Origin of the sequence: Massilia sp. H6, assembly GCF_024802625.1 — a bacterium.
In the GTDB taxonomy this organism is placed as follows: Bacteria; Pseudomonadota; Gammaproteobacteria; order Burkholderiales; family Burkholderiaceae_D; genus Telluria.
This window is the reverse complement of record NZ_CP103373.1, coordinates 18,621-41,020: the sequence shown is the minus strand read 5'-3', so window position 1 is coordinate 41,020 and position 22,400 is coordinate 18,621. Positions and strand designations below refer to the sequence as shown.

Genomic DNA, 22,400 nt, shown 5'->3' with positions numbered 1-22,400 from the left:
ATCTTTGCCTTACTGACGCTCATATTTACCACACATGGCTGACGCGTGCGATCATACGTTGCTGATGGGCTGAATGAGCGCTCCAGCTTCTGGTATCTCTACAACGAAAGGCCGCCATAAAATATGATAACCAACAGCAACGATATCAATGCCTCAACCGAAGAGGACGTTCGGACAAAAGTTGTATTTCCATGGTTATTGTCTCAAGGATTTACTCTAGACCAGATTTCTTTGGAGCGTTCATTCTCGGTCCGACTCGGCCATGCAATTCTAAACGTAGAAAATGGCACGATTAGGAAAAAAACGTCAGCGCCGAAGAATAAAGAAGAAGAAAAAGAAAAAGAAAACACAAAATACTCCGGAAGGGCCGACATGGTTGTTCGAAATCGTCAAGGCCGAAATCTGATGGTTATAGAGGTTAAGGCGCCTCATATAAAACTTACCGACGATGACCGCGATCAAGCCATTTCTTATGCACGATTACTAGAGGGCGATATCGCGCCGATTTCAGTAGTGACGAATGGAGTAATCACGAGGGTTTTCGACACATTCACGCGCGATGAGATACGTGAAAATAGTATCGACCTTCAAAATTTTTGCGAGAACCCGAAAGCATTATCCCAGAAAAACTACTTGGATTTACGAGCAGAGGCTCTTGAATCGCTTCTGTCGTTATCCGAAGAAAATCTTCTTAGTTTCTGCGAAGGGCAGATCGAACATCGCATGCGACCTCTTTATAGCGATGACCTAAATTCGGGGAAGAAGTTTATCCCGGAGTTATACGTTGCTCGTGCACACGCGCAAGAGAACTTGCATCGCCTACTTGACATTGAAAAGCGCCCAGTGGTTTTGCTAGTAGGCCCGCCCCAGGTTGGGAAAACTAATTTTGTCTGTCACGCCGTTCGAGAACGTCTCAAGCAAGGACATCCTCCGTTGTTTTACCCAGCAATTGGTCTGGATGCCGGTCTTTTTTCCAGTCTTTTAGACGATTTTCAATGGGTTTCTGCAAAAGATATCAACGGCGCTCAAGAATTTCTCAGAAAACTACATAATATTCTAAGAATTTCCAATAAACGCCTTGTTATCTTGGCAGTCTCTAAAACCAAGTGCAACACTCTTTCCTGTAGAGTGCCGCCATGCCCCGAATCTATACCCATCTGACGACGCAGGAGCGTGCCGTCGTGATGACCATGCGCGACGACCAGTGCAGCATCCGGTCTATTGCTGAACGCCTTGGCCGTTCTCCGAGTTCGATCAGCCGTGAGCTGCGCCGGGCGCCCGGCTCGGGCGCTTACGACGCCAACCTGGCTCACTTGCAAAGTTACGAACGACGTATGGCGCCGCGACGCATACCCAAACTTCACGCCGACGGTGCGCTATTTCAGGTAGTGCGGCACTATCTGAAGGAACTCTGGTCGCCGCAGCAAATTGCGAACATACTGCGCACCATGTGGCCCGATGACTGCGATAAAACGGTCTCTTGAATCGCCACGACTATCGTAGACACTTCTGACCCATAATGTCGGGCACAAGGAGAAGATATGAGCGGTAAGCGGTACACAGAAGAGTTCAAGATTGCAGCGATCAAGCAGGTGGCGCAGGGCGGTCACCCACCGAGCGAAGTAGCGGCGCGGCTCGGGATAAGCATTCATAGCCTCTACGCTTGGACGAAGCGCTACGGCGTGCCTGAGACGGAGCGCAAGGCCGTCGATGCCCAGGCCGACGAGATGAGGCGCCTGAAGGCCGAGCTCAAGCGCGTCACGGAGGAGCGTGACATATTGAAAAAAGCCGCGGTGTACTTTGCCAAGACGTCCGGGTAAGGTACACCTTAATTGCTGAGTTACAGGACCAGTTCCCGGTGCGTCGGCTGTGCAAAGTGCTCGAGGTGCATCCGAGCGGCTTCTATGCCTGGAGTCTGAACCCCGAAAGCCGTCGCACCAAAGAAGACAAGCGCCTTCTGGTTTCAATCAAGGAATCGTGGCTGGAAAGCGGCAGCGTGTACGGCTACCGCAAAGTCAGCGACGACCTGCGCGAGCTCGGTGAGCAATGCGGCGTCAATCGCGTCCACCGTCTCATGAGGTCGGCCGGGTTTCGTTCGCAAACCGGTTACGCCAAGCGGAAATACAAACGAGGCGGCGCCCCTTCGCTGGTGGCGCCTAATCATCTACAGCGCCAATTCGACGTGCAGGAACCGAATCGGGTCTGGGTGACGGACATCACGTACATTCGCACTTACGAAGGGTGGCTTTATCTGGCCGTTGTACTGGACCTGTTTTCGCGTCAGGTGGTCGGCTGGTCGATGAGTTCTCGAATTGACCGCGAGCTGGCGATGAATGCGCTCTTGATGGCCGTCTGGCGTCGGCAACCCAAGAATGCAGTGATGGTGCATTCCGATCAGGGCAGCCAATTCAGTAGCTACGACTGGCGCGACTTCCTGGACGAGCATAACCTGCAGCAGAGCATGAGCCGACGTGGGAACTGTCACGATAACGCCGTGGCCGAGAGCTTCTTCCAGCTCCTGAAAAGGGAACGAATCCGACGCAAGACCTACGGCACTCGGGAAGAGGCAAAGCAGGATGTCTTCGATTACATTGAGATGTTTTACAATCCAAAGCGCCGGCACAGCTTCAGCAATGACTTGTCGCCGGTCGAGTATGAAAAGCAGTATTTCAAGCGGCTCGCGAGTGTCTAGGAAACTCGTGGCGATTCAAAGCGCTAGGATCATGACTGCTGTGAAAGGTCGCATAGTGCTTAAGCTTCGCTCATAGGTGTCGAGTCGGATGCGACGACGCGCCGACTAAAACGGTGTGCACTGGCAGGATGGCGGGCTGCAAATGGCAAGCGATCGTCACGTGTATTGGTTGGGCACCAAGTCACAGCGCCGACGGCTCTTCAGGGAAAGCAGCTTTCGCATAATCAGGCATGTTCAGGCTGGCGCGCATCTGCGCGCCGAAGTTGCGATCATCGACAGCGGTCAATGGGGACCTGTCAGGAATTCTGTGTGCGGGGCCAGAATTCGTAGTTAGATAATTGCGTTTGTGAAGCGCTCGCCGAACATGATGGCGAACTGGTTTGCAGCCTGCTTCCAGGTCCGTTGCGGCATCTTCCAATCTTTCTCGATGTTGCGCAAGGCCAGGAATAACAATTTTGTCGCGGCTTCATCGCTTGGGAAGTGGCCACGATTCTTGACGATCTTTCGCAGGCGCATATGCAAGCTTTCGATGGCGTTGGTCGTGTAGATAATTGTGCGCACTTCCGGCGGGTAAGCGAAGAACGGAATTACCTGCTGCCACTGCCGGCGCCACATTGCCGCCACCGTCGGGAATTTGGTACCCCATGGTCCGGCTGCAAACGCATCCAGCGCCGCTTCGGCGAGGTCGGCGTTGGCAGCGTGGTAAATCGGCTTGAGCGCCGCTGCCAGCTCCTTACGGTCCTTCCAAGCTGCAAGCGTGGTCGAGTTGCGGATCAGGTGCACGATGCAGGTCTGGATCTGCGCCTGCGGATACACGGCCTCAATGGCTTCCGGGAAGCCGCGCAAACCATCGACGACGGCGATCAGAATATCGTCCAGTCCGCGGTTCTTGAGTTCGTTGAAAACCTTCAGCCAGAACTTGGCGCCTTCGGTCTGTTCGATCCACAGGCCCAGTACTTCCTTGCAGCCGTCGGCACGAATGCCCAGAGCCAGATACACGGCCTTGTTCTTGACTGTGCCTTCGTCCCGGATTTTCAGGCGCAGCGCATCGAAATACACGATCGGATACATCGCTTCGAGCGGCCTTTGCTGCCACTGTGCGACCTCTTCGAGAACCTCGTCGGTGATGGTCGAAATCAGGTCCGGCGACACCTCGGTGCCGTACAACTCCAGCAGGTGCGCTTGAATCTCACGCACGCTCATGCCGCGCGCGTACATGCTGATGACATGGTCATCAAAGCCGGACATCCGGCGCTGATGCTTGGCGACGAGCTTCGGTTCAAAGCTCGACAGACGATCGCGCGGAATGTCCAAATTGAGCTCGCCACCTGGCGTCAACACCTTCTTCGGACTGCTGCCGTTGCGGTGATTTTTGCTGCCTTCTTCCTCGCTGGCCAGATGGTGGCTCAGCTCGGCCGACAGCATGCGCTCAGCTAACATCTTCTTGAGTTGCCCGGCCAGGCCGGACTCGCCAAGGATCGACTCGGCGTCCTTGTTCTCAACCTGGGCCAGCAGCTGGTCAATCAGCTCGACTGGGAACGGATACGCTGCCTTCTGTTTTTTGGGCTTCTTGGTGGTCATCACTTCGGTCATGGAACAATCCTTTCGGCATTATTTCATGACCCCGTTCCACACAGAAATTCTGACAGGCTCGTCAATGGCCCTAGTCGCATTGATTTGGCAGGCATGCGATCATCGCGTAGGAACAGCGCCTCGAAACTGTCTTCGTGCATCTCATCTTCGAACTGCCATTTTTTCTCCCTATCGTCCCCACCCCACAATGCCGTTGCAGCCGCCTCGAGTTCCGGCAGACGTTGCAGGCCATCGTCGATCTTGTTTATGGCCTTGTCGAGCCTCATGCCGCCCACTCCATCGCCACTCGATTCAGCCAAGTCCAGCACGTAGCGTTTGCCGCCCACAATGACTTCCTCACTCGACAGCGGCTCCCCTATAACCAAGCCATCCGCCTGTCCCAGGCGAATGCGTCCGTCAATAATAACCGCGGCAATCGAGCTTTCGCGAGCCTCGACAAGATGCGCGTAAGGGTCGGCCACTTGTCCCTCAAGAATAAGAAGATCCGCCCATTTGCCTTCGCCGATCGAACCAAGGCGATGCGCCCAGCCGATCATGGTTGCAGGCACGCATGTCACGCCGGCCACGAGTTCCATATCGTTGAGCACAGTGCCGTGATGGCGGCTTACGGCACGTGCTACCTTTAATTCGCCCAACAGGTTCTTGCATCCACTCGGCGACCAGTCGGCTCCAATGGCGATCGGCACTCCCGAATTCTTGGCTGCTTCAATCTTGCAGGTTTGCCCGTAAAGCAGCAAATTGCTTGTGGGCGACCACACGATGCCGGCGATTTGCTTAAGGGACGGGAAATCTTCGGAATAGACGCCGACCGCGTGGATACATACCAAGTGACGGTTTAAGGCGCCCGGCGCCTGCTGGAGGTCGAGCAAGCGCTCGTGTGCATGTTCGTCGATACCCTCACTGAGATGGTAAATGAACGGTCGACCCTCTCCGGTCCACTCCACCATCTTATTAATATCTTCCGGTTTCATGTCCGCGGTTTGCGATTTCACTCGAGGCAGCTCATCGGTCTCTGGCTGCTCGATATTGCGCATGAGGCCTTGATAGGTCACGCCCTTGGTCATGCCCATGCCGTGGCCGGTGGTGACTCCGCCAAGCAGATTGCGACATTCGGTAAAGCGAACGATTGCACGCCGGTAATCCAGGTCCGGGTGCTCATTGAGCAGGCCGAATGGGGCGCGCACGGCCGGGTAGTACTCCAGAACCGCTTGCCATTCCCGGCGGTTTTTAAACGGCCGATCCACCTGCCAGAGGGGAATCATATTGTAGGGAAGATGATTATGCAGATCAAAAAGACCCGGATAAATTGTCCCCTTGGTATCGACCCGTGCTGCGTCGGTGAAGTCAGCTGGGATTTGGTCCCCGGGCCCGAGTACAGCGACAATCTCGTTGCCTTGGATGCATAATCTTCCTTGACGAATAATGTCACGCGAAGCATTCATGGTGACGATATCGCCAGATAAAACGATCCTCTTGTCGTCTGCTCTATCGACTTGATCGGTAGCCATCGCTACTGCGTTCTGGAATTGAATCACGTTTGCTCTCCTTCTGGTTGACGACGTCCGCACCCAATCAAGCGAGTAGTAATGAAGTATTCGGCAATCCTTGTGTAAATGCAATGGCGATGATGAGAACGAGCTATCGCGCTATGCGAGGGTAACAGCGCGCTTCGGCGATGCCGAGCGCCGAGGCACTGTCCTCTACGATCTCACCTTGTCGTTGCGGTCCGCGAGACCGATCGACCGGCTGCTTCGTATGGTGTGAAATCACTTCAACGTTCAACAACGATATGAAAGAGTATTGCCTGAAAGTACAATAAAAGAGATGCGTCCATGCCTCCTTCATTGCTGTCGAAAAATAGCGCCAAAGTCGCGTTGCGGTCCAGCGTGTTCGCTCCTTGGCGTTGTCGGTGCGCTGATCGGCAAGTGCTGGGCGCATGGAAGACGGACCGTGCCGCAACCTGTTAGCTAGGCTTATGACCCAATCCCATCAAGCACTGTTCTCACTCACGGCGCTGCTGCGTGCTCGCTTTCCTGACCACCACGGCTTTAATGTCTTCGATGCCTTGCGCCTAGCGCACGACGAAGTTCGGCTTCATAGCAGGCTGATCGCTTTCCTGATCGATCCGCACGCCCACGCGCACGGCGCCGCCCTGCTCTATCGATTCATGTGCTGCGTCGGCATCGTTCCCGACAGCGAGGAAGAGTGTCGCTATGCCCGCGTGGCGACAGAGGAAGGCCACGTCGACATCGTCATCGAGTTCGGTCGCAAACGTGTCGTCGTCATCGAAAACAAGATCCACGCTCCCGATCAAGAGCGCCAGCTGTACCGCTACTGGGACCGCACACGTCGCCATCACGACGACGTCCACCTGCTGTATTTGACCTTACAGGGCGAGCGGCCGTTCGATGCGAGTCTGTGTGCCCTCGATGAACTGATGCTAGAGCGGTATCAAAACGTCAGCTACAAACACCACATTCGCACCTGGTTACTGCAGGCGGAGGCCTGCGCTGCACAAGCGCCGCACTTGCGCGACACGATCGCCCAGTACGCGCGGGGTGTCGATCGCCTTACTGGCCATCTCGAGACAGGGGAATATATGAATGAACTGGTTGACGTGCTGTTGAAGGGCGAGCATTTGCGCCACGCCCGTGATATACGGGCCGCCTACACGCGGGCATTGGTGGTGCTGCAGGGGCGCATGTGGGACGCGCTGTGGGCCGTCGCGCAGCGCGACTACCCAGACATGGCCGAAAGATTGACGCCGCAATCCCTGCCCGCTGAACCATCGGCACGGCGCGAACGCATTGAGCGCTTTTACCAACTCAATGCCCGGAAACGGGATTACTTCGGTCTGTATTTTAGGATCCCTGGTTTTAGCGAGGCACTGGGCGTGATCGAGATCGAGATCGAGGCAGGGCTGTACACCGGCATTTTGTGTCCACCGCACGACAAGAGCGAACGTACGCGCGCTATCGCCCTACTCGAGGAGGCTGGGATCCATGGCGAGAGCCAACCCACTTGGGCCATGTGGCGCCGCTGTGCGCTCTCGGGCGATCTGCTCGACCCCGACGATGTCACCCTCGCCCTACTGAGCGACGCGGAGGCCTTGCGTCAAGCCGCCGAATCGTCCGTGGCGCAGGTGTATAGCGCGTGGTCCGTTTTAAGCGACAGCGCCGCACGTCAAGGTCGCGGCTAGCGACCTTGCGGCCGATCGCGCCAAGCGGTATGGCCGACACGTTCTACCGAGCCCACCGCGCCCAGGACCCAATTCACCAACATCCACCACCGGGAGTCGCATGAGTATCGAAGAAGTACTGATCAGCAAACACTTTGTCTTTAAATCCACGACCAAGTGGGTCGCGATCAATGACACCCGTCCCGCCTTCGAAAATGCGTTTGGCACCAAGCGCTTTGGCAAACTGTGCGGGACGCGACTACATATCACCTTAGGCGTGGTAAAGCATGAATGTGAGCGCTTGATCGGCAATAGCGGCTTAACTCTTCACCGTCTGTCCTCGAGCGATGGAAGCGGACGGGTTTACCCAGGCTTCGACACAGGTGGTCTTCCCACAGCGGCGCCGGAGGAGATTGTGGGTAAGCTATGCGCGGCGGTGGATCAGCAGAGGCAAACGAGCAGGCGGCCTGTCGCTGACTGATCATAGGTAGCAGAAGCAGGATCAGATCGACCCAGTTGGCGGTCAGGAAATCGGTGCGTTCGGTCATTCGGACATCATAGGCGCTAGACCTCGACCGTATTTGCGTGAACGCAGCGTAGTCGAACCGCACCGAGCAACGATGTCCGCACCGTTCGGCTCACTAGCGTATGCGTCGCCATCGATAATTTGTTGCCATACGGCTATCAATAAGCTATCGTTCGTCATCTAACATTTTTAACAACATGTATATCGCAACGTTAGGACACCATGGAATCGATCGCCCCTCCTCTTACATCAAATTTTGCAAAGTGGAGCCTCATGGGTGATGCCATCGTGCTGCTACTTCTTCTGAAGTCGTGTTTCTTTAGTGTTTCCGATGCCGAAGAAACGATTCGGCGTTTTTATGACGCAATGGACGAAGGCGACACGGTTGAAATGCTTGCGTTGATGAAGAACGACACACTCGATATTGACGGTATCACCGCCAACATGGACAGCGCGGCACAATCGATCAAGGCAAAGGGTGGGATATCGAACCTGGAGGTGAAGGGCCCGGAGACCGGCCAGGAGGAAATTTATCGCGTTGACGTCGAATATGGAAACGGTGACCAAGAGGGTCCCGTCTACATGCGGATGGTCCGCGACGTAACCGGCGATTGGAAGATCGGTCAAACGAGATAGAACGCTGCTGGGCGCGATACGAAAACCAACGCCACGCGCCGATCAGCAAAATTGCAAACCTTAATGTGCTAGCATTGAACGCAAGTGTCTCAAGGAAACACTTAGATCGGCAAAATAACAATTACAAGCATATATGAACAAGAATTTCGAACAGATCGTAAAACGTAGAAAACAGGAAGCAGCGCTTCAGTTCGACAAGACGGTGGCGGCGGAGGACGACAAAGAGCAACTCGTTGGCTTAGCTTTATCCGGCGGCGGGATTCGTTCCGCCGCTTTTTCAACGGGAGCCTTGGCCGGCCTCTATAACCTGGGTTTACTTCAGCAGACCGATTTTATCTCTTCGGTATCCGGCGGCGGATATGTTCCATTGGCTGTCATGGCGAATTCCGACCACCGAGAAGCCAAGGATTTTTTAGGTGAAAATAAGCTGTATCACGAGATCGGCAGCGGCCTCGACAAGTTTAATTCGCTCAAGAGCCGTGTCTTAATGCATACGATGCTCGGGCTGTTTATCGGGCTTATCCTATTGTCGGCACTTACCACCTTGTTTTGGACAATGGCGAGCGTGGTAAAGACCGTTGCAGGCAATACGGTGATTACAAGTTTAGTGATTGCACTGCTTTCGATCATTTTTTCGACGTTCGTCTTGCACTCCATGGCCTCGTCCTTCCCCAAACTGGGTTGGCTAAACTCTTTGATCGATCCACTTCGACTTGGCGTTTATGTGGGTATTCTTTTCGGCGGATTTCTGGTAGCGCACTACCTTTCGTCTCGATCGATCTACGCGACCGCGGCCGGCTTCGCGGTCGGCGTCGTAATGATCACCCTACTTTCCGTTCAACGCAATCCACGGGATAGTTGGATCCTGTACTCCATACGTAATGGCCTCAGCGCTGTATTGGGAAGAGACTCGAAGCAGATCATCAGCATCGCGCTTACTATCTTTTTCGCGACACTCACTGTCAATCACCTATTCCCTCGCGATGCAGGACAACGGTTTGACTCGACCTCGCTCGGACTGTTCGTCGCCCTTCCAAGCGCTGTACTGTTGATCTGGGGCCTCACAAATAGCAACAAATCCTCGATGCTTAGGTCATATCAGAAATATGTCGAGGTTTTCGTTGGTAATGGCCAGCAAACGTTTAGCGCTCCCCCAAAGCTTTCCAAATGGTTCCCCATCTGCGTCGCGAATATTTCGATACTGCAGAACGGTAAACCCAGTCATGGCAATATCAGTCCTGCGGGGATCGCCGTGTCGACATCCGACATAGTTCCTTGGGACAAGGTGAAAGACGATTTTGGGATTTCCACCTATAAGGGGGCTATGGCATTGTCTGGCGCCGCCATCGATGTCGGCATCGCGACGTCCCGCCTGTATCGCTATATTCTGACCAGCTTCAGTGTGAATACCGGTTTGTGGCTGAATAAGATGGGCAACGAAATTTCCTGCCGTGGACCGAAAAGATTCAGGGATTTGTGGTTGACGTTCAATGATGAAGCATCGGATATCACTAAAGGGTATTTCAAAGTTTCCGATGGCGGCCATTTTGAAAACACTGGTATCTATTTCTTGCTTACCCAAATGACCAAGAAGATTTACTGTTTCGACGCTTCATTCGACCCCTTTGATACGGGTGAGTCGCTCAGGGTGCTGTGCGCCCGCGCCCGTCAAGACCTTGATGTCGATATAGCCTATAGCCGCACACATGGCTCGGTCGATATTTTTGTTGTCCACTATCCTGACGGATCCAAGGGTGAGTTGTTTTATGTGAAGCACACTCGGATTAAGCGGTTGACCAAAGGCTGGGGCCAGGATTTGTCAATGCATTTTCCTAACGATTCGACGTTCAACCAATTCATATCGGATGAGCTGTTCGACGCGTACTATCAACTTGGTCTCGATGGAGCGCGTGAACTGGCAGAGGCTTGTGCGTTGCCGGCGATCGTGTCTAGCCCGAGCGCGTCAGCGGCTAGTGCCGCTCCTACGCCGCTTGCCGTGCAATAGAGTAGACCGGTCTATCGAGCCTGTTGGCACTTATAAAGGTCGGAAGTGGGCATCAGCGCCAGGAGCTGGCGCCGGGGACGGAAAGACCGATCCCATCTCCGAAACAGGCCGCTCGAATAATTTATCAAGTTCCTTCTTGTCCAGGGAGCGCGCTGTCGCGTCATTCGCAACCGCATGCGCTCCCGTCCGGATCTGCGGTTGCTGGGACGCCTGCGGTGGGGAACGCATTTGCAGTCCGAGCACGAACAGCACGAGAACGGGAACACCGACGACCATAGCAGCCGCAGCGTGTCGGCATAGCCACGCTGATGCACCCTGCGCCCCGCCGGCATGACAGCAAGAGCAGTCGCGGTCGATATTCGTTTCAGGAAAGGAAGTACATAGCGCTGCGCTCATCACAATTTCACGTAGAGAAGGACCAAGAGCATAGCGTCCAGTGAGATGTCCTAACCGCGTTATTGGCTCCAAAAAATCTGAATATTCCGCCGTATCGCTCCTCTCTACGTCCGCTACTAGGCCGGAAGCCGACATTTCTAGTCTAGTAGGTCGCACCTACAGGCACGCCGGCCCCCAGATACAACCGGGTATGAATGTCACGATAAACAATGCTACGTATGACAAGCCGACCACAATCAAAATCCGAAACAACCTCTTGGTCCATAAGCCTGGCAAAGCGCCAGCCGTTGCGACTGCCATGACTATTGCTAGCAGTACCGCGAGCCGGTAGGTAGTCGATGTCAGTGGCCACCCAAATCGGTACTCAAATACATCAATGTGGTCTGAGCGGCAGGAACATACCCCGCTGCTAACGCGAGCGCTGCAATGTGCAGGTTTCGAGGCCTGATTTTGGCATCCATGGTACTTCCGTGACATCCCTTAACTCAACGCATATGGCAGAGTGGTTCTACCATAATCGCGATACAACAGGTTATTGTTCGCTAAAAGGGACCTGACAGTGTCTGGACTGATTCCGAAATGCTCGACGGCGTCCTCGATAGCGTCATCGGAAAAATCGTCCTCGAGAAATGCTTGTAGGCTGTTTATAGGACAAAGAAATTCGGCGGCAAAAGCGCGTTGGTACTTCTGTCGGGACGTGCTTAGATCTGTCGAGGCAAGCCATCCTGGACCGCGTTCCGAACATTTCAGATAATCGCCAACAAATCGTGCCAGCTCGAAACGACGTCCATTCGGATGTCGCCTACGCGGAATAAATTCGATTTTCGTTTCGTCCACGGGTTTCCCGACAGCCGCTACGCTCACGCCTGGCAGGACAAAATCCTCGACATCCTTGAATCGGATTCCAAGTAAATCGCACAACGTGTGGGTCTCGATCTTATCGGAGTCGATGCCAAGCTGCGATCGTAAAGATCGCGCATCGGTGACCGCTCGCTCCCAGGGTGCCGCCGACAACGATTTATCGCAATTTATCGCCGGGACATCGGGACGCCCTATGAGGCCCGGACTATCGATCAAATCCTTGAGCTTGCCAATCGAATCGCCCCCCATGTCTTTTCCAAACACAGGAGCAAGTTCCGACAAGGTCGAATCTCCCATGCGTTTTTTGAGATTGAGCGCGGTAATAAGCACATCTTCTGGACACTCGTCTGGATCGTAGCCCAGTTCCGCCTCGCACCGGCGAGCGATGGAGGCCTCTACGTCGTTGCGTTCATCCAGAACTTCTTGCCATAGCGATTGAAGACCGTTGTGACAAGATCCTTTCGCGTCAAGACGCGCGATAACCGAATTGATGAAGTTGTCGACTCTGCTTTCGAATTCACTCATCGACACTGCGGCGGGAGTCGCCAGTCCATTTAAATATCGAACCGACTGCTGTTCACTTTGACGCGACGGCACAGCCCAAATTTGCATGACCTCGCGGTCTGTCGCAAAAAGCACTTGGGGCCAGACATATCCCGCCCCTGCGGCGGCAATCTCATGCGCCATACGAAATCCGGGTGGCGGGCGACTATTCTTGCGGGGCAAAGGCTCCGATAGTAGTCTCCACCATGAGGCCGCAAACCACTGCGCTAAAGGCAGTGCAGATACCAAGACCGAGTCGGACACGGTTTGCGAAAAAATGTCCTCGTTCTGCGTCAGTGTGTTCTTACCTACCGCCAACATAAATCGGCACATGGTGTGCTGTTCATCCGGTTCAGCGGTTTGAGCGGAAGTCCACTGATGTGACATCTGGAAATGATTCATTCCGTCCCCTTCCAGCGATTGAGTACCTGCTCGGCAAATGGATCGGAATCTGGCATGGGATATCCATGATAGGTGCCTAGCACTGGATTTTCCAACTGGGCCTCCATCGGCACACCATCCTCAGTTACCGACCAAATATTTTTCGGGAACCCGTCGACCTTACGGTCGCTGATCAGACACTTCGCCGCCCCCGTTTTGAGGTGGTTCAGCGCCACGTCACGAGAAAATATGGATACCACGTCGCACAAGGACTTGCCCGGACGAGGACCACTCGGAGGGGTAAGACCGAAGTCGCCGGGGTTCCTTTTGTGCTCGGAATTTCCCCCATACCCGAGACGCTCCAGTAGGCTCAACGCATACTGCATACTTTCCGGATTGCTGGGTGCGAGCGCTCGTTTTGGGTTGAATTGTGAGTTCCGCTTCTTCATAGGTAAATAAGTAATTTGTGAGCATCTTACCAGACCTGCATTTCTACTTTGCGGCTTCCCAACATTCCTTGATATGTCTAGGTAGGCGCTACCCCAAACGTATCGATCGACGTTTCGCGTACGCCGATTCAGCTGCAACATTGCCATCGGAACCGCGCTGTCGATCCCGTGGAGCCTAGCCGCGGTATCTGTGCGCCTGCATCCATCTATGATGGTTGCGGGCACCAAAACATCCGGCATGACGTCAGATGCCGGCAAGTGTGGTGGCCCGCCCTTTAAGGCAGGACCACTCCTATTGCACGAGCTCCCAGAACGTCGAGTCGCGCATTTTTTGAATGCGCTTTTCGCCGTCGACGAACAGGCTGTAGTGCTTGTCAAGACGCCGGATCGTTTCCATGAGCTGTTCTTGCTCGTTCTTGTCGTCCTTGTTGAACAACGCCTTGACGTCGGCGTTTTTGATTTGCGACACGCGGTGCACGGTCCAGCTCAAAATATAGCTCGAATAGTCGTTCTCTCCGGTCTTGAAATGGGTGATGTCCTGGGTCGACAGAATCACGCCAACCCCGTACTCACGGCCTTCCTTGAGGATGCGACGCAGCGCCGGAAAGTCCTGCGACATGAAGTTGTCGGCCTCGTCCACCAGAATCATCTTGGTGATCTGGCGGAAGTCGCCGACGACGTCCGGCTTGCCTCGCTTTTGCATCTGCGCGTAGAACAAGTCGAGCGTCAAGGCCACCACGAGGTTTTGAATCTCGGAGGGATAGCCGGCCAGCTCGACGACAACGACACCGGACATCAAGTCGTACAAGCTGCCCGTCTTCTGGGCGTCGGGTTCGAAAATTTTAAAGCGCGCCAGCTTCGACAGCGCCGCGTAGAGCGAATCCTCCTCCACCTTTTCCTGCTTGAGGAACAGCTGCCATACGTCCTCGATGGTCGGGGCCGGGTTCGACCAGCTCGCCTCGTCCTCGGGATAGATGTCCGCGCTCGCATAGCACTGGATAATCAGGTTTTCGAGCTTTAAGTGCTGCTTGGTTCCCAACCCATACGCACGCGCCATCGTCTCGGCGAAGCCGGCGGCCGTATGCAGCGGAAGCATCGGCGTGTCACCGAACAGACTCAATGGGTTGTAGGGCAATTTACTCAGCTGATATTTCTTGGCGCTGGTCGCGCCGATAAACTCTTTGTCGACGTAGTCCGATTTGTAGTCGAAGATCAGCATGCCGATCGGGGCGCCGTTCACATTGTCGGCCTGGTTACGCACCAATTGCGTGATGACCGACTTGGTGAATTGGGTCTTACCGGTACCCATCGTCCCGATGATTCCCGAGTTGCTGTTCATGAAGCGCGCCGTGTTGGTCGGCTCCCAGTACAGCGCTTGGTTGGTGGTGACGTTATGACCGACCAATACCCGCAAGTGTCCGCTGCTGGCGGGCGGGGCCACGACAGCGACATCCGGCATGTCGGCGACAGGGACGACGCTGATCGGCGCCGGCGCCGCATCCACGTCACTCACCGCCGGCGGCGCACCCGTATGAGACGCGTCGGACAACACATAGTCGGCCGGGACGTGGCACTGCGTACGCAAGGCGCGAATTTGCCCGGCATCGGCCGCGTCGATCAGCGAGTCCAGTAAGCCGATCGGCAGATCGATCAGCATGACATCCTTCACGGTACGGTAAGCGGCGTCGAAACAGGTTCCGCTATCGAGATGCGATACGACCGCGCCGGTGGGATAGTCGGTCAGTTCGGCCAGCGTGTAGTCGCCCTTGAGCCACCATTCCCGGCGCGGCGCCAGGTGGCGCAGGTCGGTGTCGGTGAGCACCCCGTACAGGCGATATTTTTCAACCTGCATCAAGACCTGGCGCACGAACAGGCCGCGATACAGCTTCGCGACCATGGTGTTTGGCCCGAGGATTTCATCGCGCAGGTAGCGCTTCAATTCGCGCGCTTGCTCAACCGCCTTGTCATAATCCGGACGGGCGCCGGTCTTGACTTCGAGCGGCAGCAAATACATCTGTTCGCCCCGGAAGCCGACGAATAAGACGTCGTCCGAGATAGCCCCGCGCGTATAACCTTGCAGGTTGCGCGAAAAGTCGCTCTCGCTCATTTTCAAGCCGACGTTGCCGGAGACGCGGATCATCTCGGCCACCGACAGCGGCACCCAGGTGATGTCGGCGTCCATCAACAGCGAACGAACAAATTTATAGGCGCCGATGATCCCGCGTCGCTCTTTACGGGTGTTCTCGTTCGCGGTCAGCATTTTGAGCAACCATTCTCCGTTAAACGCATTGAACTCGGAGAGCAGGCTTTCCTTGCCGAGCAAGCGACGGAACAGGTCGACTTGCTTGGTGACGGTGATGGCGTCGTAACCGGCCGAACTGGTGTACTGGTCCGAATAATGGATCAGCACGACGTCGCGCTGCGAGGTGAAGAAGTCGAGCGTGACCTTGGGATCGACAATCGTGGTCCACAGCGCGCTGTCGTAGGAACGGGTCAACAACTCGCGGAATTCAGTGCTGGCCGCCAACCCCAAGCTCATGCCTACATACGGGCTATTGCTCTCGCGCGCCGGCTGCATCAGGGCGCCGACCAGCCGGGCTAGGCGCAGCGGTTGAAAGGGTTGATAGTCGACGTTACGCAAGCCGAAGCAGGAGAAATAGGCATTCTCGATGTTCTCGGCCGACTCGCCGGCGATCAACCCGTCGCATAGCACGCCGCTCAAGGCGCCTTCGGCCCGCACCGGACGCACGTCGACCGGCGCGTTATTGCGGAAGAAGGCAAGATGCGCGTAGGCCAGTTGCTCGTCGTCCTTCGGCGTCTTGAATTTGCTGTACGTCAGTCGACTGCGGATCAAGTCGATCAACAAGTCGGCATCGTCGTGCACGCCGCCGCGGCCGAGTTGATACGCGTCGCGCAGCGCCTGCGAGGATACACATTCGGCGAACGCGTCGAACTCGTTGAACAGGATCTGGTCGTCGTAGCAGTTCACGTGGATCGCGCAAGTATCGTCGCGGTACTTTTTGAAGTAATCGGTCAGGCCCAGGAACAGTTCGCGCGCGCCACCCATGTTGATGACGTTGAGGATCAAGGTGCTGCGCGGTCCCGCGCTGAACAACCTGGCATAAGCCTGGGTAAACTCGGTCAGCTTGTCGCGCACCAGATTACGCACATACGTGAAACTCGACTCCTTTTGTGGAATCAATTCCAACCACGACGCGTTCTCGCGCACCGCGCTCACATGCGACACGGTATTGCTGCCGTCGTACACGAACGGAATCAAGCCAGCCGGCGTCAAGCGTTCGCGGGTGACGTCGGGTAGTGTCGCGAAGCTGTCGTGACCGGCCTTACGGTCGGCGACGATGGTCTCTACCAGTTGCAGGTGGTACGATAGATTCAACGGGTGAAACGGTGTGATGAACTCTTTGCCTTCGTGTTCGACCATCCCGACCCGCAGCAAGCGCTTATATGTGTCGGTCAGCACCTTGTCGGGCAAGATCGACAATAAAGCCTGCTCGTAGGCGTCCGTGACCGCCGCGCTAAGCGCGCGGTATTCCGGTCCCCACGACACCAGGCTCGGGGTGGTACCACGTGCGCTCAAGTACCCGTACCAATCCTCATAGGCGGCGTGCAAGGACATGTCGATCTCGCGCAGGTCCTCGACGCGGATCTGCCCCTTGCTCGACACATGTACGATACGCTCGGCCACCATCGTCGCTTCGCGGGTTAGCAGCAGTTGTCGGACGCCGGCAACGGCCGACTCGCGGTTGTCGATGACGAGGCGGTTGCTGTTGACACCGAATTCGGCGCGGTAAGCGTCGTCGCGGAACAAACGTTCGTAACGATCGCGATCGTGGATCAAGGGCACCGTGACCGATTCCTCGGCCGGCGCGCCTTCGATGTTAAAGGTCAAGCGCTGGTCGCCGTTGGCCACCTGAAACCCGATTTTTTCAGAGGCGTTGGCCTGACGCGAGAAGTCGATACTGGCATAGGCCGTGCTGTCGACAACGTCGTGCGGGTCGTCGGAGGCGAAGCTCGGTCCTTCGTTCTCCGCGATCGACAGGCGATTCGCTTCCATCTGCAGCGTGAGGCGCTTGACGTGAGGCTCGACGCGGAAATGGTTTTTGAAGCCGTCAACGAAGAACACGCCCTGCCGCAAGAACAGACAACGGAATTGATGGTTCTCGGCGCGAATCGGACGGCGCAGCGTCACGGTGAAAAACAGGGGTTCGCCGGCGAAGGGTGCACGCACCTGGATGCGACTACGCTTGCCGCCCGCGTGTCCAACACCGACCTCAACCATGCTGCGGTCGATCGAACACTGCCCGATTTCGAGCTGCGACAGCGCCACGTCCGAGGCCAGGAGTTTAATGTCCAATAACGCTTCCGTGGCATTGGCAGGAAGTTCGATCAGCACACTCAGATCCTTGCGCCCAGCCTTGGTAGCGCTCTTGGCCCGCTCTGTTAGCTTGCCATTGACGCTTGAAACGCTTTCCAAGGTCAACGACTGCGCATGATTGGTGTCGAGCTCCTGTTTAAAATCGGCGAAGCTTAAGTTTTTCCAATTCTGGCTGTCGACAAAATGCTCGCGAATGAACTTCGGACCAAACTCTTCGCGTAACCTGTCTTCGACCTGCTCCGCATAGTTTTCCGTCACGAACTCGAGATGACGCCGCAAATCCCGGTTCTCGTCCAGGCGTTTTCGAATCTGCGCCACGTTGTTCAGCGAAGCGACCAGCGGGTCTTCGAACAAGCCCAGCTTGCTCAGTTCGATCGTGCCTTGCGAAATCGCCTCGTACACAGGGGCAAACCCGAACACGGTCGCGCCCTCGCTCACCACGTACTTCAACTGTTCGTCCAACAAGCAGCCGAGCAAATTTGTGCTGGCGGCGTGTTCTTGGGACAGGCTGCGTAAGCGTTTGACGAGCATGTGAGGATGCCAGGCGCGTCCTTCCCCGGCCAGATCCTCGGAACTGTTGATGATCGTGTCGAGCTTACTGTTGTGAATGATCAGCAGGGTGCATCCGACGCTCCGATCCGATACCCAATCGCGCAAACGCGAGATGTAGTTCTCGGAAAACCCGACGCCGTCTTCGCCGTGCAAGACGGGAATGAGCCGGGTGCCCGCCAAGGGAATGTACGACAACGCGACGCCGTCGAGCGTGACCGCGTCCGTTGCGTGCGCCAGGTAAGCACGATGCAGCTTGCTGGCGTTGTTGTGGTCGGGAGACTGGAACTGATACCGGAAACCCGGCTGGGCGTTGACAGACGCCCATTCGATGAACACATCGACCAGGTAACTTTCATACGGTCTTGCGGACATACACAGCCTCTCCACTATCACTCATTCGCTCAACATTGCCCATGCGTTCGAAAAACTCGATCAGCACTTGTTGACTTTGATTATCAAAAAAGAAGCCACGCTGCTGGAACTCGCGCAGCAATTCGAAAAAGCGCAGCTTATCGTTGCGGCCGATGGCCAAATTGGTGAGCAACAGCAACTGGTCCTGGTTCAGAGCAAGGATGTTGCCGGCACGACCACGGAACTGGATGAAGTCGGCAAAGATCTTGTTCTCTAATTCACGCGCGTAGCGTTGATTGACGCTGTGACGCTCGCTTTTACCCGGGTCGAACTGGCGCAGTGCCAGCACCACGAATTGCTTAAAGGCGTCTTCGAGCGTTTCGGCCAGCGGCGGGGCCGCGAGTTGGCGACTGGTCGCGAATTGGCCGATGTAGTCGTTCAGCGCGTCGACCAATGCTTGTTGATCGCCGTGCTCTTGCGCATCCGCGTAGATTTGCCACAGGGGCCGCTGCAAACCCTCGGTCTGCAGTACCTCGGCGGCCGACAGCACCGGGAACAGCTCCTTGGCTGTCGACGCCAGCAAGCGGTAGCCGCGCTCGCGGATCTTGTCGCGCTCGGTGGAGGCTTTCTCGACGTCGAGAATGAAATACAGCTCCTTGGGCTGCGGCGTGCCGCGGCGCCAATCGCGCACCGCCAACGACAGCTGCGAGCAGTAGCTAAACGCGTAGAGCTTGAGCGTGTTGGTCAGTTCGGACATCAAGTATTGCGGATAGGCCGCAAGGAACTGCATGTCGCGTTGAAAGGCCTCTGTTAGAAAGGGCAGATAGGGGCGCTCGCGTGGCCGTCCTTTGCTCTCGAGCGGGCTGAGTCGCCGCACCAATACGTCGAGCATGACCTGTTCGAGAAAGTGCAGGTTGTCGTCCGGCTTCTCAGGCAAAGTAAAACCTGCGAGCAAACCGGAGAACATGTCGCTCATGCGTTGATTCGCGGCTGGATCCTCGTGCTCGCTACGCGCGGCTTTTTGCGCCTTAAACAGCAGAAACAGCGGCGAGACCTGCAGCACCGCATGGTTGGAAAAATACATATGGTCGAGCCATTCCCACACCCCCGGCTCGTTCAACAAATCCTTGAATTCGGCGCGGCACTCGTCGCGGAACGCCTCGACGGTAAAGTCCTGCAAACCTTGCTGAAGCACGCTACCGAGCACCAGACCGGTCACCGATGCCCAGGAAAATTCATTTCCTTTTTGTCGTACCGGAAGGTAGTTAGGCGACTTGTTTTTGTCCGACACCTGCAAGTCGGTTGCGAATGGATACATTACATTTCTCCAACGGTATCGATCATGCCGTCTTCGTATCTCAAGGAGATGCGTTGCTGCTGGCGATACAGTTTTAAGCGGTTGCCGCGCTTGACCAGGGCTTTGATTTGTTCGACCAATTCGTCAAGTAAGACGATGCTGTTTTTATCGTATTTATTGGGGCGGTAACCTTGGTTCAAGCGCAGCAACAGTCCGAACAGGTTGATGTTGAACGGCATTGGCTTGAGCGGCTCGTCGCCGACCCGCAGCGCGACGTTGAAGCTGGCGATCGAGGTCGTGGGCGCCAAGCTTTGCAAGGCCGTATAGTCGGGCCGCAAGTCGGCCAAGCTAGCGATTTTGACGCCGTGATACTCGCCGAGCAAAATCTCGTCCTTGCCGAGCTCGGCGGCGTTACGGTTGGCGTAACGGAAGATACCGGCGGTAAGGGTCGACGTATAGAATCGACGCAGCGCCGTCCTGGCCTCGCTGCTGCCGTCGAATTGGGCATGCATCTTCCACACAGCGGCGTAGTCGATCATGACTTGGTCGGCGAACTCGTCGGCGAATTGCCGGTGATAGTCGTTTCCGACATGCTCACCCTGCAAAGTCGAGAACAGGCGGATCAAGGAGGCAGCGTTCGGTTGCTGCTCGCTATTGAGCCGGATATTCCATGCGGTGAATTCTTCGAGAAAGGCATCGCGCTCGGGTTCGACCAGCCCCAGTTCATAGCGCAACACTAACTGGTCGAGCTTGCGCGTGCGGAGCAAGGCGGGATCGAAATCGGCCACGCGTGCGGCCAGTTCGTTGTCGCCGCCAGAGAACAAATTGTCGAACAAATAGCCCGGCCCGGTCAGTAAATGATGCAACAAGTCGAGCAGGCCGCGTGCCGTGACGAATTGATCTTTGGCTAAGCGCGCCTTGGCGATGTTGGCGATGATCGCGTCCTGCACACCGCCGAGCATCAACAAGCGGAAATTCGCGTACAGCCGCGGTTCGCTGTGGCGTAGCTCGCCGTGCTTGAAGGCCGCATAAAACGGGTTCGCGTCGCTCGTGTTCGTTAGGCGACGCATGATGTCTTTGGCGAACGGCGCGACGGGGATACCGTTGTCCATTTTGAACTTCGGATAATTCTCGAAGTTAAAGAAATAGTAAGGAGCCGGCGGCTCGGCGTTCTGCAGGAAGGCGCGCATCGCATCTCGCACCTCGGCTAGCTCGGGACTTCCCTCCTGGGCGTAGTTGCCGATCATGCCGATGTTGATCCCAACAACCAGGATTTTTTGGTCCATCACGGCGCGGCGAAATACCTGATCAAGTGCCTGGATAGCCGATTGGTTGGGCTGAAAACTATGGGTCGCATCCAAGTGAAAAGTCACCCGATCCCGATAGGCGTGATGGACCCGTGTCAAAATTTCGGACTTACCGTCGCCGCTACTGCCACATAGGAACAACACGTCGCCAGGCTTGGCGTGCGCCAGCTGGGCCCGTAGATCCCGTTCGATATCCTGCTCGATATAAAGCCACTCTTTCAGGGCGTCGAAGCCGTCGGGGGCCTTGGTCGACAAGGTCTTGACGGAAAAGGGCGATGATTTGGAAAGGACGGAAAGGGCGTCCCGAAACGTAATGGTTGTCATAACCGGTCAAATGGTGAGCGTGAAAATGCTGAAGTTGCTATCGCATGAAACGGCGACGTTGGCGCGGAAACTGGACGACACGGCGCTTCGTTCATCAGGGATCAATAGAGCGGCCCGCTCATCTTTCCGGTCATCGACGCCCTGCATGCCGAGCATGGCCAGTGGCGGCTAGGTCCAACGTAATACATCGATGTCTCCAACTGTGGCGAGCAAAACCGCGCCAATACGCCCCGCGTGTCAGCACGCCTCGCCATCCACCTCTGCGCGCGCCGCGCTATGCGTACGCTTGCAACGACTCGCACGGATAGTCCCTCGGTGCGCAGGCGCAGGCGCACGCGCGCACCGCGGCGTCGGTGATGTGGAAGGTGGTGAGCTGTGTATGTGTACATGATGAACGTTCAATGGAACAGTGTAATGGTTCATCGCCTCATTGAACTCACACATTGTCACTTGCTGGATATTAACATCAGCCGAACGACTGCTATCAGAAACAGATCGATTATTCCAAGCAATATTGCATGACGCGCATCTGTAGGGCGCTGTGGGGTGCGATAACGGCGTTCATCATCCATGTCCTGCAGTCAGGCTGCGCGCCTATTTACGCATTTGTCAGTCGTCAAAGCGTGGTCCATGCCCCGCTCCTACACTTCTGTTGACGCAATTCAATTAGTTCGGGTCAAGCGTCTGTGAGATCAACAACACATGCATTCCAAACTCGTATCCCATCTTGGTGCTCGTTCGGCTCCGCAGCAGCGCTTTATGACGCGCCCGCCAGGTGCCGGGCGGTCCGGCGCCATCCCCTCATCGCGGCGATGCTCCTGCTCGTGATTGTTGGATTCTTCGCCCTGGCCATCGACATGTCTGAAGTCTATTTTTTCCTTCTGTGAGGGCCAATTCCAGGGCAACTGTGGAA

General features: G+C 55.8%; 14 protein-coding genes. 7 read left to right on the top strand and 7 right to left on the bottom strand.

The features are described 5' to 3' along the window. Positions 1 to 123: 123 nt before the first annotated feature. From NRS07_RS20005 to NRS07_RS19995, 3 genes are all read left to right on the top strand, one after another. A complete protein-coding gene (locus tag NRS07_RS20005; protein ID WP_259213919.1) occupies positions 124 to 1,161 on the top strand; it encodes a type I restriction enzyme HsdR N-terminal domain-containing protein in 1,038 nt (345 codons plus the stop codon). Next, on the top strand, positions 1,137 to 1,484 hold the full coding sequence (locus NRS07_RS20000) for a helix-turn-helix domain-containing protein (protein WP_259213918.1): 348 nt from the start codon (positions 1,137 to 1,139) through the stop codon (positions 1,482 to 1,484). The genes NRS07_RS20005 and NRS07_RS20000 overlap by 25 nt, the downstream gene beginning before the upstream one ends. Positions 1,485 to 1,541: 57 nt before the next feature. Next, a protein-coding gene (locus NRS07_RS19995) for an IS3 family transposase (RefSeq protein WP_259211202.1) occupies positions 1,542 to 2,692 on the top strand; the annotation gives its coding sequence in 2 pieces (ribosomal slippage) (positions 1,542 to 1,788 and positions 1,788 to 2,692; 1,152 coding nt in all). Between the two features lie 330 nt (positions 2,693 to 3,022). Here NRS07_RS19995 and NRS07_RS19990 read toward each other — a convergent pair. Together NRS07_RS19990 and NRS07_RS19985 are read right to left on the bottom strand one after the other, a co-directional pair. Next, a complete protein-coding gene (locus NRS07_RS19990; RefSeq protein ID WP_259213935.1) occupies positions 3,023 to 4,273 on the bottom strand; it encodes an IS256 family transposase in 1,251 nt (416 codons plus the stop codon). 35 nt (positions 4,274 to 4,308) lie between these two features. Further along, positions 4,309 to 5,820: an amidohydrolase family protein gene (locus tag NRS07_RS19985; protein WP_259213917.1), complete on the bottom strand. Its 1,512-nt coding sequence runs from the start codon at positions 5,818 to 5,820 to the stop codon at positions 4,309 to 4,311. Positions 5,821 to 6,260: 440 nt separating this feature from the next. On the opposite strand from NRS07_RS19985, the gene NRS07_RS19980 reads away from it, so the two are divergent. The 4 genes from NRS07_RS19980 to NRS07_RS19965 all read left to right on the top strand — a co-directional run bounded on the left by NRS07_RS19980 (position 6,261) and on the right by NRS07_RS19965 (position 10,630). After that, entirely contained in the window at positions 6,261 to 7,484 is a 1,224-nt protein-coding gene (locus NRS07_RS19980) for a PD-(D/E)XK nuclease family protein (RefSeq protein ID WP_259213916.1), read from the top strand. A gap of 100 nt (positions 7,485 to 7,584) precedes the next feature. After that, positions 7,585 to 7,944 (top strand): hypothetical protein, encoded by a 360-nt coding sequence (locus NRS07_RS19975; protein WP_259213915.1) that lies wholly within the window; start codon positions 7,585 to 7,587, stop codon positions 7,942 to 7,944. 267 nt (positions 7,945 to 8,211) lie between these two features. Next, entirely contained in the window at positions 8,212 to 8,625 is a 414-nt protein-coding gene (locus NRS07_RS19970) for a hypothetical protein (RefSeq protein ID WP_259213914.1), read from the top strand. 133 nt (positions 8,626 to 8,758) lie between these two features. Continuing rightward, positions 8,759 to 10,630 (top strand): patatin-like phospholipase family protein, encoded by a 1,872-nt coding sequence (locus NRS07_RS19965; protein ID WP_259213913.1) that lies wholly within the window; start codon positions 8,759 to 8,761, stop codon positions 10,628 to 10,630. An 876-nt stretch (positions 10,631 to 11,506) separates the two neighbouring features. Here NRS07_RS19965 and NRS07_RS19960 read toward each other — a convergent pair. From NRS07_RS19960 to dptF, 5 genes are all read right to left on the bottom strand, one after another. Continuing rightward, the gene (locus tag NRS07_RS19960; RefSeq protein ID WP_259213912.1) at positions 11,507 to 12,832 is read right to left on the bottom strand and encodes an ImmA/IrrE family metallo-endopeptidase; all 1,326 of its coding nucleotides are present in this window, start codon (positions 12,830 to 12,832) and stop codon (positions 11,507 to 11,509) included. After that, complete coding sequence (locus tag NRS07_RS20320) at positions 12,829 to 13,071, bottom strand: hypothetical protein (protein ID WP_307729957.1); 243 nt, start codon at positions 13,069 to 13,071, stop codon at positions 12,829 to 12,831. The genes NRS07_RS19960 and NRS07_RS20320 overlap by 4 nt, the downstream gene beginning before the upstream one ends. 481 nt (positions 13,072 to 13,552) lie before the next feature. Then, positions 13,553 to 18,580 (bottom strand): DNA phosphorothioation-dependent restriction protein DptH, encoded by a 5,028-nt coding sequence (gene dptH / locus NRS07_RS19950; protein WP_259213910.1) that lies wholly within the window; start codon positions 18,578 to 18,580, stop codon positions 13,553 to 13,555. Beyond that, complete coding sequence (gene dptG / locus NRS07_RS19945; protein WP_259213909.1) at positions 18,561 to 19,877, bottom strand: DNA phosphorothioation-dependent restriction protein DptG; 1,317 nt, start codon at positions 19,875 to 19,877, stop codon at positions 18,561 to 18,563. Before dptG ends, dptH begins: the two co-directional genes overlap by 20 nt. Further along, a complete protein-coding gene (gene dptF / locus NRS07_RS19940; protein ID WP_259213908.1) occupies positions 19,877 to 21,487 on the bottom strand; it encodes a DNA phosphorothioation-dependent restriction protein DptF in 1,611 nt (536 codons plus the stop codon). Before dptF ends, dptG begins: the two co-directional genes overlap by 1 nt. Positions 21,488 to 22,400: the final 913 nt, after the last annotated feature.

Coding starts and splice junctions, on each gene's coding strand:
- NRS07_RS20000 (WP_259213918.1), top strand. CDS start 1,137: ATGCCCCGAATCTATACCCATCTGACGACGCAGGAGCGTGCCGTCGTG.
- dptH (WP_259213910.1), bottom strand. CDS start 18,580: ATGTCCGCAAGACCGTATGAAAGTTACCTGGTCGATGTGTTCATCGAA.
- dptG (WP_259213909.1), bottom strand. CDS start 19,877: ATGTATCCATTCGCAACCGACTTGCAGGTGTCGGACAAAAACAAGTCG.
- NRS07_RS19970 (WP_259213914.1), top strand. CDS start 8,212: ATGGAATCGATCGCCCCTCCTCTTACATCAAATTTTGCAAAGTGGAGC.
- NRS07_RS19980 (WP_259213916.1), top strand. CDS start 6,261: ATGACCCAATCCCATCAAGCACTGTTCTCACTCACGGCGCTGCTGCGT.
- dptF (WP_259213908.1), bottom strand. CDS start 21,487: ATGACAACCATTACGTTTCGGGACGCCCTTTCCGTCCTTTCCAAATCA.
- NRS07_RS19990 (WP_259213935.1), bottom strand. CDS start 4,273: ATGACCACCAAGAAGCCCAAAAAACAGAAGGCAGCGTATCCGTTCCCA.
- NRS07_RS19960 (WP_259213912.1), bottom strand. CDS start 12,832: ATGAATCATTTCCAGATGTCACATCAGTGGACTTCCGCTCAAACCGCT.
- NRS07_RS20005 (WP_259213919.1), top strand. CDS start 124: ATGATAACCAACAGCAACGATATCAATGCCTCAACCGAAGAGGACGTT.
- NRS07_RS19975 (WP_259213915.1), top strand. CDS start 7,585: ATGAGTATCGAAGAAGTACTGATCAGCAAACACTTTGTCTTTAAATCC.
- NRS07_RS19965 (WP_259213913.1), top strand. CDS start 8,759: ATGAACAAGAATTTCGAACAGATCGTAAAACGTAGAAAACAGGAAGCA.